Origin of the sequence: Akkermansia sp. UBA7090 (assembly GCF_002493465.1) — a bacterium.
GTDB lineage: Bacteria > Verrucomicrobiota > Verrucomicrobiia > Verrucomicrobiales > Akkermansiaceae > Akkermansia > Akkermansia muciniphila_A.
This window is the reverse complement of the sequence record NZ_DKYW01000024.1, coordinates 1-12162: the sequence shown is the minus strand read 5'-3', so window position 1 is coordinate 12162 and position 12162 is coordinate 1. Positions and strand designations below refer to the sequence as shown.

Below are 12162 nucleotides of genomic sequence, written 5' to 3'. Positions count from 1 at the left end.
TCTACCAACTGAGCTAACGAGGCATGTATCCGGTGATTCCCCGCGACAAGCACCACCCATGAAGATGGAGCCACTGGTCGGAATTGAACCGACGACCCACGCATTACGAATGCGTTGCTCTACCCCTGAGCTACAGTGGCATCGCGAGAAGCGCACGAGCAAGTAATCATAAGAGCCCCCTTTTAGCAAGTCTTTTTTGCAATAAGACCGTTTTTTTACTCCTTGAATGCGGAATAGAAGCCAAGAGCGGCAGGTGACAGTAGAAGAGCTTGCATAGGCGCGGGAAACATGGTGGAGTTCATGTCCTCAAAGAGCTTTTCTTTCCCTACTTATCATGAAGGCATATTACATTTTCCAGCAGGCGGACGAAGAAACAATCAGCAACATTCTGGACTGGATGCGCAACCAGGAACGCGCCATTTACCGCGCCGCCGTGCGTGAACTTGGAGCCCTGAAAAAACTGCGCCCCGAATTTATCCAGCGCAAACCTCTTCAGGAACAATTTTCCTTCATCAAGAAAATGCTGTCGTGGAAACCCAGCAATGAAATCGGTGACCATCTGCTTCAGGTCTGGCTGTTGCGCAAACACCAGGACATGCTGATTACGTTCCTGAATACCCTGGGCATCCCCCATGACGGCAACGGCATTGTCAATGAACTGCCGGAAACGCTGGACAAGGACAAACTCGCCAAAGCTGTGGACGAACTGTTTGAAAAATACCCTGCCGGCGTAGCGTCCGTATACCTCCAGATGTTCCAGCTCCAGACGGAAGACGGCTGGGATGAACTGGCCGAAGTTCTGGCGAACGACCCCCGCGTCACGATTCGCTGACGTTATTCTCCTCCGAGGCATAACAGGGCCGCTCCGTCCCGGAGACGGCCCTTTTTTATGGAGGCAAACGGCCTACCTGCCGCTGTTCTCCGGGCTCCTGGAGAAATAAGCGTAGGAACGCGCGGAACCTGTTTGAAACAGCTGTAATGGAAAGCATGCCGGAAGCGCAAGCCCATCAGGAGGAGGCGCTGTCCGTCTGTTCCGGATGAAATGACCACCCCTCATCCCCGTGGTACACCATCATACGGGACATGCCGCCGTCAATGACCAGATTCTCCGCATTGACAAAGCCGGAGCTGCAGAGAAAGAAAACGGCCTTCACGATATCTTCCGGCGAACCGACGCGTCCGGAAGGGTGCTGAAAACCGTCTTCCGGAGACAGGGCGCCGAAAGCCCCCGTGTCAATCCAGCCAGGACTGATGCTGTTCACACGAACGCCGAAAGGGGCGAGGCTCATGGCGAGAGCATGAGTTAAAGAAGTGAGGGCGCCCTTGGCCGCGCTATAGCTTTCCGTATCCTTCTGGGACATGGATGCGCGGGTGGAAGCAATATTCACGATGGAAGCGCCGCGGGAAAAATGGTCGCGAAATAAAGAGCTTAGCAGATAGGGAGCGGAAACTCCCACGCGCAAAACTTCATTGAATTCCTCAAAGGAACAGCCGGACAGAATGCCGCGACGCGTGATGCACGCATTATTTACCAGCACATCCACATGCCCAAAGCATTCCAACACCTTTTCCGCAAAAGACCGCACGTCCTCTTCCACGCCCGCGTTGCCCGTCACGCAAAGATGCCCCTCTCCCGGCAGTTCCTCCAGCAGGGAGGCCGTTTCCTCATGCTTCACATCCAAAACCGCCACCCGGGCTCCCGCCGCAGCGCAGGCTTCCGCAATGGCGCGGCCAATGCCGCAGGCTCCTCCCGTCACCACCACGGTACTGCCGGAAAAATCAACATCCTTCATAGGCTGATTGTCATATCCCGCCCAAGAAAGTCAATCATCGCTTTCCGCGCATACGGCACTCAATGCGCGTACATTACATCGCGGTAAAGTCCCATGGCCCTGAAAAGAAGAGGAGAACGGGTTACTACGTCCGTCTCCGCAATAAGACGGGCTATGGTGCTGGAAACGGCCATTTCCGCTTCCTCCGCACGGCGGCTGATACGCTCCATGTCCCTGGTTTTCACCAGATTCATACGTCCGGATTTCTGAAAATCATCAACAACATAGCGCAGCCTTTTCAACTTGGCCACCACTTCCACCAACTCCATGGCGCACCGGTCAGCCGTTCCGGCATCCTTGATGCCGCGAAGAAGAAAGTCAACTCTCTCCAGGCACAGGCAGAACTCCTCCATGGTCACGACAGGGTCGGCCCAGAACTCCTGAAAATCGATCAGCCTGGGCTGCTCTATTTTAAGCCCCGCCACAGCCTTTTGCATGGAAGGGGAACCATACATCCTGGCCGTCGTCAGCTTCAGGAGCGCCCGGAAAGCGCGTTTGCGCTCATCCTCCGCCTGCTTTCTCATCTTTTCCAGCCCCTCATGGAAATGCCGTTCAAAACCGGGAATCCAGTCACCATACTTCTTCTCCATTCTGGCAATGTTGTTCATCTGTTCCCTGACCATTCGGCCCTGAAGGGCTACAGATACGGCATAGGCTTCCGCGGCAACTTTATTGTCAATCCCCTCCAGCATGTCCACCATGGAGGAATACTGTTCCAGATAAGCTTTCAGAAACGGCTTTATCTTGTTATTCAAATACAGGGCCACCCGTTCGTCCGTCAGACTGAGACCGCACTTTTCCAGATCATTCCTGATGACATCGGAATCATAATACCTGAATTCATGGAGCTTCAGTATTCCCGACATCATCCGGTCGCGGGCCTTGTCCACGCGTTCCCGGAGAATGGAATGAAAGGCGGGATGCATTTTACGCGATTCTTCATGCACGCGCGGATTCAGAGCCATCAGGCGCCCGCAATTCATATCGTAAAATTTAAATTTCTCCGTCAGGCGTCCAAGTTCATCCATCAGGGCCTCTCCTGCGGCACGGTCCTGGATGGAAATAACCAGATCCGTCATCTGTTCCACTTCCTTCAGTCGCAGGGAAAGCAGCTCTTCATAAGATTCCACCGGGGAAAGCTCTTCAGAAGCCCCTGCTTCCGCAGACCTGGCATCTTTTCCCTTATCTCCGCAGGAACACAAACACAGCGCCAGCGGGAGCGCGCCTCCCATCAACGGCAAATTCAGGAACAGAGAAAAACAGGAGCTAAACTTCATAAGAAAGCAGCATTGAAGAAGAAGAATGAAACTCCGGCCCGCACCGCGGCGCCGAAGCTACCGTAAAAAAGCGTCATCAAAGTTCAAGGTCTTTTCATTTCATCCGGGAAAAACATTCCCGTTCCTTCGACAGGAAGAAATATTTATTTAATATGGTGAACACTTTTCTGATTCGGGATGTCACACTTTTTTATCCATATCATCCTGTCAGCCGTGATTCTTGATATTCTTCAATACGGACATCCTCTTTTGAGAGAGGAATGCGGGCCCGTGGTTCATATCAACAGAGATATCCTTTCCTTCCTGGACGATATGCAGGAAACCCTGGCCCAGGGAGGCATAGGCCTGGCCGCGCCGCAGGTAGGCCGGCCCATTCAGATGGTCACCATCAACATCCCCTCCACAGATGCAACCACTACCTGGCTGGAAGTGGACGGACGCCCCGCTGCTTTGTCCCAAATCATGCCCTTGAATTTCATCAATCCCATCCTGCATCCCTTCGGCAAAAAAGTGCCGTACCGGGAAGGGTGCCTGAGCATCACCAAAGTATATGCGGACGTAATGCGCCGTTCCTGCGTACGGGCAATTTTAACCATGATGGACGGACGGACTGTGACTGTGAAATGCAACGGACTGCTGGCGCGCTGCCTGCAGCACGAGGTAGACCACCTTCACGGAGGCCTGTTTACGGACCTGGTTTCCCCCGGCGACCATGACAAGGTAATACGAAGGCTCAGATTGACTCATCCGGACGCTTTTGAAGAAGACGACGACAGCTATGCACGCCGCATGAAAGAAGAACGCCGCGCCCATGCCCGGGAAGCCCGGATGCCGCATCCTCCCGGAAAAACAGCCTGACGTTTCAACAACACCCCTATCCCCCTTTATCCCTGTTCCCTAAAAAATGCCCCGGTTTCCTGAAGGAAAACCGGGGCATCCACAATCACATGGAAAGAAAAAAGGGAATCAAACAATCCAGTCCAGAACAACCTTGCCGGATTTTCCCGAATTCATGGCTTCAAACCCTTCCCGGAATTCCGTATAGGGCAGACGGTGCGTGATGATGGGCGCTATATCCAGGCCGCTGCGGATCATGGAATCCATCTTATGCCACGTTTCAAAGATTTCACGGCCATAAATTCCTTTCATCTTCAGCCCTTTCCAAATGAATTTATTCCATTCGATGCTGGAACCGTCGGGTTGAATTCCCAGCAGGGAAATGTTGGCTCCGTTGCGGGAATTGTCGATGATGTCCTTCAGGCAGGACGGAGCTCCGCTCATTTCCAGGCACACGTCAAAACCCTCCGTCATTTCCAGTTCCTTCATCACGTCTTCCAGCTTTTCACGGGTCACGTTCACGGTCCGATCCGCACCCAGCGTTTTGGCAAGGCCCAGGCGGAAATCATTGATATCCGTAATGACCACCGTCTTGGCTCCGGCCTTCTTGCAAACGGCGGCGGCCATGCAGCCGATCACCCCGGCCCCTGTAATCAGGACGTCCTCGCCTACCAGGTCCCAGGACAAAGCCGTATGGACGGCGTTGCCCAGCGGGTCGAAGATAGAGGCGATTTCCATCGGAATACTCTTGTGGATGCGCACCACGTTATCCTGCGGAATGGAAAGGTACTCCGCAAAACAGCCGGGCCTGTTGACCCCCACTCCCTTTGTGTTGGGACACAAGTGCTTCTGCCCTGAACGGCAGCTGCGGCAATGGCCGCAGACAATGTGCCCCTCACCGGAAACAATCTCCCCGGGCTTGTATTCCGTCACGGAAGAGCCTACGGACTCAATCACGCCGCAAAACTCATGGCCCACATGCATCCCCACCGGAATAGTCTGCTGGGCCCATTTATCCCAATTCCAAATATGAAGGTCCGTGCCGCAAATGGCTGTTTTATGAATTTTAATCAGAACATCATTCGGGCCGACTTCCGGCATAGGAACATCCATCAATTCCAAACCGGGGCCAGCCTGCGTTTTTACAAGAGCTTTCATGCCCCCCATTCATGCTCTTTTTCCCCTGCGGCGGCAAGCTCAAAATTCATTTCGGAACGCCGAAAAGCCCAGGGAACGGAGGCTCCCGCCTCTCCTTCCCTTCTCAGGAAAACGCCTCGGAGCAACTGCGGACGGCAAACGCCGGAAAGACGTTCCTGTTCAATCGACAATTCAAAAACACACGCAATTTGCCCTTTCCAACGGGAAAGAATCATGATACCAAGGCGTGCGAGTTCTCCTTTTGAACACTTTACTCTATTTACAGAACCATGGCGAAATCATTTTTACCCACCATTTTCGAGCACCCGTATGAAATAGACCCCAAATATGGGAAAAGCGTTGCGTACTTCTCCATGGAATACGCCATTGATAATTCATTTAAAATCTATTCCGGCGGTCTGGGCTACCTGTCCGGCTCCCATATGCGCAGCGCGCATGACCTGCGTCAGAACCTCGTAGGCGTCGGTATTCTGTGGAGCTACGGCTACTATAACCAGATCCGTGCGGAAGACGGGTCCATGGCTACGCAATACATGCGTAAAAACTACCCGTTCCTGGAAGATCACAACATCAAATTCCTCATTCATGTCTGCGGAGCGCCCGTCTGGGTAAAAGCCTACTTCCTGAATCCGGAAACATTCGGCACCGCGCCCATGTTCTTCCTTTCCACGGACCTGGAGGAAAATGACGAGGAAAGCCGCAACATCTCCCGCCGCCTGTACGACGCCAACGGGTTCACCCGCATCGCCCAGTACGTGCTGCTGGGCAAGGGAGGCGCCCGCCTTTTTGACGAACTGGGCGTTGAACCGGAAATCTACCATTTAAACGAAGCCCACGGCCTGGCTGCCGCCTTCCACGTGCTTGCCAAGACCGGCAGCGTGGAAGAAGTGCGCAAGCGTTTCGTTTTCACCACTCATACCCCGGAAGAAGCCGGCAACGAAAAGATGGACGTAAACACCATGAATACGTTCTCCTTCTTCGACGGGCTCTCCATGGAACAGGTGCGCGCCGCCGTAGGCATGACGGACAATACGTTCAACTACACGCTGGCCGCCTTACGCCTCTCCCACATCGCCAACGGCGTCTCCAAACTCCATGGAGAAGTGTCCCGTCAGATGTGGAAGGACTATGAGGGCATATGCCCCATCATCCATATCACGAATGCCCAGAACCAGAAATACTGGCAGGACCCGGAACTGGCGGAAGCCTTCCAGGCCCGCAACAAGGAAGCGTTCATCCGCCGCAAGCGGGCCCTGAAAAAAGCCCTCTTCCGCATGGTGGGTGAACAAACGGGCCGCGTTTTTGACCCGAACTGCCTCACTATCGTATGGGCGCGCCGTTTTGCGGCCTACAAGCGTCCGGACCTGGTCACCGGCAATCCCACGATGTTCGAACGCATGCTCCAGCGCACCAATTATCCGGTGCAGTTCATCTGGGCCGGCAAACCCTACCCGATGGATCATGGCGCTATTGAAATCTTTAACCGCCTGAACGACATGACGGCCAAATACCCCCGTTCCGCCGTGCTCACCGGCTATGAACTGGGCTTGAGCCGCTACCTGAAAAACGGTTCCGACGTATGGCTCAACAACCCCGTGGTAACCCGGGAAGCCTCCGGAACCTCCGGCATGTCCGCCGCCATGAACGGCTCCATCTCCGTCTCCACCAATGACGGCTGGATCTGTGAATTCGCCAAGGATGGGAAAAACTGCTTCGTCATTCCGGAAGCTCCCGCCCATCTCTCCCCGGAAGCCCGCGACCGCTCCGACCGCGACAACTTCTACAACATTCTGGACGACAAGATTCTTCCCCTCTACTACGATCACAACGACAAGTGGATGGACATCGTTTTCAATGCGATGACAGACATCTATCCCGAATTCGACTCCGACCGCATGGCGGATCAGTACTACACGGAAATGTACAACAGCTAGGATACAACCTTGCTTTCCCTTATGCAACGGCCGCCTTTCTTCAGGAAAGGCGGCCGCTCTTTTTGAAACCGTTGTCAACAATCCACGGGAAGCGGAACAAGCCTATTTGGGAACTTCTTCCTCCCCTCCGGCCTCAGACGCCACCTTGTCTGCGTCCCTTTTATGGCGGTGCGCAAAAACATTCTCCTGCTGCCATACGCGGGAAAAAGCAGACGTGATCAGCCCTGTGGAAATAGCAATGATGGACACGGCAATAAACATAATTACCCCGGTAAAAATACGCCCCATGGGAGTAATAGGCACCAGGTCTCCATATCCAACCGTGCTTAAAGTTTCCACGGCAAACCAGAGAGCGTCAAAAAAGGAACGGAATTTCTCGGGCTGGGCATCGTGTTCCGCAATATAGATTCCCAGGGAAGTGACGTACAGCATGAACAGGATCACGGAGAAGAACAGAAAAAATTCATCCCGGATCAGGTAAAAAGCTTTTTTGAAACTGGCGGCGGTTTCATTAAACCGGGCCAACTTGAAAATAGCCAGTATGCGGACAATCCGCAGGGAATAAAGAATCTGCCAGTCCGTCCCGAAAAACATGGCCAGAAACGGCACGCAGACAATAAAATCCAGAATCCCCATGCCGCTGAAAATATAAGCCTTCCGGGGCTTGGCGCACAGCACCCTCAGGATATACTCAAACATGAAGAAATAACTGATCCAGTAATTCACCTTGACCGCAATACGGCCAACCAGAGGATGAATATCCGGGATGGCATTCAACGTGTACAGCATGAACCATACCAGAATCAGAACCCTGACGATGTTCTCCCAGGGGCCGAAATTGGCAGAGCCCGGCTTGGTGCGGGTAATCAGCGGCATGGCGGGAATCAGGAATGATGAACGGCCTTCCACTCGTCAGCCTTGAAACCGACGCATATCTTTCCGTTGGCAATAAAAATGGGGCGTTTAACCAGCATGCCGTTGGAAGCCAACAGGGCTATCTGCTCATCCAGGCTCATGCCGGCAAGCTTGTCTTTCAGCTTCATGCTCTTGTAAAGCAGTCCACTGGTATTAAAAAATTTCCTGGCTGGCAACCCGCTCTCTTCAATCCACCTCCGCAGTTCTTCTGCCGTGGGGTTCTGTTCCACAATGTGGCGATCCTCATAAGAAATTCCCTGGTCATCAAGCCACTTTTTTGCTTTCTGGCAGGTCGTGCATTTGGGATATTCAATAAATAATGAAGACATACCTGCACGCTAGCCCCGTAAACACACCGGGTCAAGCGGCCAGAGCAGCCATCCCGGCGTCATGACTTGATTGGAATACTAGGCCGTATCCGCCGTTGAACACAAAACCTGGGAAAGAGAGCCCGGACCACCGTGCGGATACTGCAACAATTCTGTATTCCGGCACATTAAAGCACCATGGCGCTTCCCAACTGTGCGATAGAAACGGGATTGCTCTGACGCCCCCTGAGCGCCTCCGCCAAAGCCTGGGTAGCCTTCTTCTCCCCATGCACCAGAATGATATTTTTCTTGGGCCCCCCGGTCCTGTCAAAATACTCCAGCAGTTCTCCATGGTCCGCATGGCCGGAAAAGGAATCCATCTCCCGTATTCTGGCCCGGACAGGATATTGTTTACCCAGGATGGGAACCTCTTTCCACCCATCCATAATCTTGCGGCCCAGCGTATGTTCAGCACAATAGCCTACAAAAAGAACCGTATTTTTCGGATCGCCGATGTTATTAGCCAAGTGGTGAAGAATGCGCCCAGCCTCACACATTCCTGAAGCGGAAATAATGATAGCCTGCCCGTTCATTTTATTCAACTCCTGGGACTCGCCCACGGAACGGATCAAACGCAACTGTTCGAAACAAAACGGATCCTTCTCCCGGAACAGGAAATCGTACACCTCCTTATTGAAACACTCCGGATGAATGCGGAAAATCTCCGTCGCGCCTACTGCCATGGGGCTGTCCACATATACAGGCAGCAAGGGCAGAGTGCCTTCATGGTAGGCCCTGTTCAGCAGATAAAGCAACTGCTGGGTGCGCTCCACCGCAAAAGCCGGAATATAAACGCGGCCGCCCAGTTCCAGAGCCTCCTTGATATCCCGGCAGAACGTCTCGTCATCACGGGAGGGAGCCTCATGGAAACGGCCGCCGTAAGTGCTCTCCATCAGCAAAATATCCACATCCGGAACCGGAACGGGATCGCGCAGTAATTCGTTATCTCCCCTCCCCACATCCCCGGAAAACAGGAAACGCTTTTTCCGCCCGTCTTCCCTGTCCTCAATATCCAGACACACCTGTGCAGCGCCCAGAATATGGCCCGCATCATAAAACGTGAGCGTCACCCCCGGAACAACGGGAATGGGCCGGTCATATCCGATATTCACGAACTGGCGCATGCACCGCTCCGCATCCTGTTCGGAATAAGTAGGATAAACGTCTGGCTGATGAACACCGCGGCGCTTGTTCATCTTATTGATGAATGCGCAGTCATGCTCCTGAATGCGGGCGGCGTCCGCCAGCATGAGCTGGCAGAGATCTCTGGTTGCAAATGTACTGTAGATATTTCCCTGAAAACCTTGCTTCACTAAATTGGGAAGATTGCCGGAATGATCAATATGAGCGTGGGAAAGAACCACTGCGTCCACCTCCGCCGGAGAAAAATAGGGGAAATCCTTATTGATATGCCATGCCTCCTCACGCCGACCCTGGTACATGCCGCAATCCAGAAGAATCCGGCATCCGTTCACCTCCAGCAAATGCTGGGATCCCGTCGTCGTTCCCGCCGCTCCGCAAAAATGAATCTTCATTAGTACATGTGTACAACAAGCCAACGGACAACGCAAGAAATCAATACTTGAAGCCCTGCATTCTTCAATATACCCTTTGAAAGACGAGAAACATCCGCCGTAAAAAAACCATGTCTTTTCTTTTTTCCAGGCCCTGAAGAAAGAACCGCGATAAACTGAACAGCTCCCCACTCTGCACAGTATTCCTGTGAACGTTCAATTTCTCTTCTTTCCCGCCCCTATCCTGCCGGAAAATAAAACCTGCAGGCTATTAAAAAACTTCCGTTCTAATTGCTCCCGCCTCCTGAACAAAGCGGTTGGCAAAAAAAGGCCCGCTCCATTTTAATAAAACCTTTCAACCGAAATAAACAGGACAGGAGATTCCCGCCCTGTTCTTATATTGCCGTCAAACTGCAACAACTTACTTGCCTTCCGGTTTGGAGTCCGTCGTCTTCTCCACCTCCACATCAATGGGCCGGGAAAGCTCGGGAGAAGGCCGGACCCCCATTTTGGAGGCGGAGACATCACTCATCGTTTCCTTCTCCGTCTTTAACAGTTCTTCCTCAAATTCAGATTTGGCCTTCTTGAATTCTCCTAGGCTCTTGCCCAGTCCGCGGGCAAATTCCGGAAGTTTCTTAGCGCCGAACAAAAGGAAGACAATCACCAGAATGGCGATAATTTCCGGTGTTCCCAGTCCAAAAATAGCTAACATGTTCATCATGGAGTACTACAGTATTTTTAACAGATTTTTTTCATGCCGGATACCTCATAATACGCTTCATGCGTCATCAGAGGCCCGCTGTTCCTGTTTCTGCTGTTCCGCAAGCCTTCTGGCGGCGAAACGCTGGAAACGCCAAACAATAATCAATACCGCCAATAAAAAGATGCCTGAGCCGCCCCACAACAGCCAAAAAGCGGCGGAAGCCGCCTTTTCATCCCCCATTTCTCCAGCCTGGTTCCAATAATAATAGGATAAAAGAGGATTCCAGGGCAGTGAACTGTCCGGCAGAAGATGGAGCCGCGCCATGCGGTTCATGGCCGGCAGATAGGCCGCCTGGGCGGATGCTTTCATCAGGGAATCTCCCTGAACCTCGTCACCCCGTGTATAATATACCTGAGCCAGCATATACATGGCCTTGGGATCCCCTGTAGCGTCAGCCACACGCCGCAGCAGCCTGTAGGCTTCGTCCGCATCCAGTTCCCCGCCCTTTCCGTTCTGGAGCAGCTCCGCGGCCTTTAGGGCCGCAGGGAAATACCCGGTGGCGGCAGCTTCACGATACAGAGCCAGGGCCCGGGCCGCCTGTTCTGCGGAAGGAGCTCTCTCCAGCAGCATATCCGCCAGGGCAGCCATGCTGTACGGATCCTTCCATTCCGCCCCTTTTTCAAACCAGTAAAGGGCCTTTTCCCGGTCAGGGGGCAAATACTTGCCGTCCCGGAACATCATGCCCAGTTCCATCACGGCTCCCAAATCTTTACGGGAGGCCGCCTTTTCAAACCATTCCACGGCCCTGGACGCATTCTGCGGCACTCCCAGCCCATCCCGGTACTTAAATGCCAGAAGTCCTTGTGCCGTCAGATTGCCGCTTTCCGCTGCCTGAAGAAGATATGGGACTGATTTTTCCGGAGAACTATCCGGAACCAGCTTTCGTTCATAAACAAGAGCAGCCCATAACGCTGCCTTGGAGTCGCCGTCATCAGCCTCCTTCTTCCACGTCTGGAGAGATTTTTTATAATAACGGGCTGCCGTTGCCTCATCCTTCGGCCCTCCTGCTCCCTGGGAAGTCATTACAGCCGCCTGGTACTGTGCCGCGGCATTACCGTTGTCAGCTGCGCGGGTAAACCAGTACCGGGCCTTTTCCAGATTTTTTGGGTACAGGCGGCTGCCTGCATAAAACAGCTTGCCCAAGGCCAGCATGGAATCCACATCTCCGTTATTGGCCTCTTTCTCCGCCAGGGAAACATACTCGGACATCCATTTGGATGTTTCCGACGCATTACCCTCCACGTCATAATGCACAGCCAGCTCCCGGGCGGCAGCTGGATCCCCATGCAGAGCTTTTTCGCGGAGACCGGACAGGTAAACCTCAAAATTTTCCTCCCCGGCAGGCGTCGGAGAGGAAATATCCTGAGAAGCAAGAAGTGGACACTGAACAAGAGACAGTCCCCACAATCCGGCAAAAAGCCACCTTTTGCAATGTTTCTTCATACCGGAACAAGTCATTCATTAATGGCCTCTGTTTCCGCGGGAAAAACTGCCGGAAGACCTGCCTCCAAAGCCCGGTTTACGAAAACCGCCTTCACGGCGCTGAAAACCTCCTTCGCGGCGG

The 12162-nt window shown here is 53.2% G+C and carries 11 protein-coding genes and 1 tRNA gene; 3 read left to right on the top strand and 9 right to left on the bottom strand.

The window, feature by feature from the left end:
• Positions 1 to 65: 65 nt before the first annotated feature.
• A tRNA-Thr gene (locus B3075_RS08330) sits at positions 66 to 140 on the bottom strand.
• Positions 141 to 334: 194 nt separating this feature from the next.
• Between B3075_RS08330 and B3075_RS08325 the strand changes: the two genes are divergently transcribed.
• Positions 335 to 832 carry a hypothetical protein gene (locus B3075_RS08325; RefSeq protein ID WP_022197832.1) on the top strand — a complete coding sequence of 166 codons (498 nt, stop codon included), beginning with the start codon at positions 335 to 337 and terminating at the stop codon, positions 830 to 832.
• A gap of 175 nt (positions 833 to 1007) precedes the next feature.
• On the opposite strand, the gene B3075_RS08320 is transcribed toward B3075_RS08325, so the two are convergent.
• Both B3075_RS08320 and B3075_RS08315 read right to left on the bottom strand, forming a co-directional pair.
• Entirely contained in the window at positions 1008 to 1793 is a 786-nt protein-coding gene (locus B3075_RS08320) for an SDR family oxidoreductase (protein ID WP_290488337.1), read from the bottom strand.
• Between the two features lie 59 nt (positions 1794 to 1852).
• A complete protein-coding gene (locus B3075_RS08315) occupies positions 1853 to 3109 on the bottom strand; it encodes a hypothetical protein (RefSeq protein ID WP_290488336.1) in 1257 nt (418 codons plus the stop codon).
• Between the two features lie 213 nt (positions 3110 to 3322).
• Between B3075_RS08315 and def the strand changes: the two genes are divergently transcribed.
• Entirely contained in the window at positions 3323 to 3967 is a 645-nt protein-coding gene (gene def / locus B3075_RS08310) for a peptide deformylase (RefSeq protein WP_290488335.1), read from the top strand.
• 108 nt (positions 3968 to 4075) lie between these two features.
• Here def and tdh read toward each other — a convergent pair whose 3' ends face one another.
• Positions 4076 to 5113 (bottom strand): L-threonine 3-dehydrogenase, encoded by a 1038-nt coding sequence (tdh, locus tag B3075_RS08305; protein ID WP_094136618.1) that lies wholly within the window; start codon positions 5111 to 5113, stop codon positions 4076 to 4078.
• 260 nt (positions 5114 to 5373) lie between these two features.
• Between tdh and glgP the strand changes: the two genes are divergently transcribed.
• Positions 5374 to 7038, top strand: coding sequence for an alpha-glucan family phosphorylase (gene glgP, locus B3075_RS08300; protein WP_094136620.1), 1665 nt, complete (start codon positions 5374 to 5376; stop codon positions 7036 to 7038).
• Positions 7039 to 7140: 102 nt separating this feature from the next.
• On the opposite strand, the gene B3075_RS08295 is transcribed toward glgP, so the two are convergent.
• The 5 genes from B3075_RS08295 to B3075_RS08275 form a co-directional block, all read right to left on the bottom strand.
• The gene (locus tag B3075_RS08295) at positions 7141 to 7914 is read right to left on the bottom strand and encodes an ion transporter (RefSeq protein ID WP_290488333.1); all 774 of its coding nucleotides are present in this window, start codon (positions 7912 to 7914) and stop codon (positions 7141 to 7143) included.
• An 8-nt stretch (positions 7915 to 7922) separates the two neighbouring features.
• Positions 7923 to 8282, bottom strand: a complete 360-nt coding sequence (locus tag B3075_RS08290) for an arsenate reductase family protein (protein WP_094136622.1) — start codon at positions 8280 to 8282, stop codon at positions 7923 to 7925.
• Positions 8283 to 8449: 167 nt separating this feature from the next.
• Entirely contained in the window at positions 8450 to 9856 is a 1407-nt protein-coding gene (locus tag B3075_RS08285; RefSeq protein ID WP_290488332.1) for an MBL fold metallo-hydrolase RNA specificity domain-containing protein, read from the bottom strand.
• A 400-nt stretch (positions 9857 to 10256) separates the two neighbouring features.
• Positions 10257 to 10547 (bottom strand): Sec-independent protein translocase subunit TatA/TatB, encoded by a 291-nt coding sequence (locus tag B3075_RS08280; RefSeq protein ID WP_290488331.1) that lies wholly within the window; start codon positions 10545 to 10547, stop codon positions 10257 to 10259.
• A gap of 66 nt (positions 10548 to 10613) precedes the next feature.
• Positions 10614 to 12041, bottom strand: a complete 1428-nt coding sequence (locus tag B3075_RS08275; protein ID WP_290488330.1) for an SEL1-like repeat protein — start codon at positions 12039 to 12041, stop codon at positions 10614 to 10616.
• Positions 12042 to 12162 lie beyond the last annotated feature (121 nt).

What these genes read in the sequence shown, in the direction of transcription:
- B3075_RS08325 (WP_022197832.1), top strand. Translation starts at nt 335, where the DNA reads ATGAAGGCATATTACATTTTCCAGCAGGCGGACGAAGAAACAATCAGC.
- B3075_RS08320 (WP_290488337.1), bottom strand. Translation starts at nt 1,793, where the DNA reads ATGAAGGATGTTGATTTTTCCGGCAGTACCGTGGTGGTGACGGGAGGA.
- B3075_RS08315 (WP_290488336.1), bottom strand. Translation starts at nt 3,109, where the DNA reads ATGAAGTTTAGCTCCTGTTTTTCTCTGTTCCTGAATTTGCCGTTGATG.
- tdh (WP_094136618.1), bottom strand. Translation starts at nt 5,113, where the DNA reads ATGGGGGGCATGAAAGCTCTTGTAAAAACGCAGGCTGGCCCCGGTTTG.
- glgP (WP_094136620.1), top strand. Translation starts at nt 5,374, where the DNA reads ATGGCGAAATCATTTTTACCCACCATTTTCGAGCACCCGTATGAAATA.
- B3075_RS08295 (WP_290488333.1), bottom strand. Translation starts at nt 7,914, where the DNA reads ATGCCGCTGATTACCCGCACCAAGCCGGGCTCTGCCAATTTCGGCCCC.
- B3075_RS08290 (WP_094136622.1), bottom strand. Translation starts at nt 8,282, where the DNA reads ATGTCTTCATTATTTATTGAATATCCCAAATGCACGACCTGCCAGAAA.
- B3075_RS08285 (WP_290488332.1), bottom strand. Translation starts at nt 9,856, where the DNA reads ATGAAGATTCATTTTTGCGGAGCGGCGGGAACGACGACGGGATCCCAG.
- B3075_RS08280 (WP_290488331.1), bottom strand. Translation starts at nt 10,547, where the DNA reads ATGTTAGCTATTTTTGGACTGGGAACACCGGAAATTATCGCCATTCTG.
- B3075_RS08275 (WP_290488330.1), bottom strand. Translation starts at nt 12,041, where the DNA reads ATGAAGAAACATTGCAAAAGGTGGCTTTTTGCCGGATTGTGGGGACTG.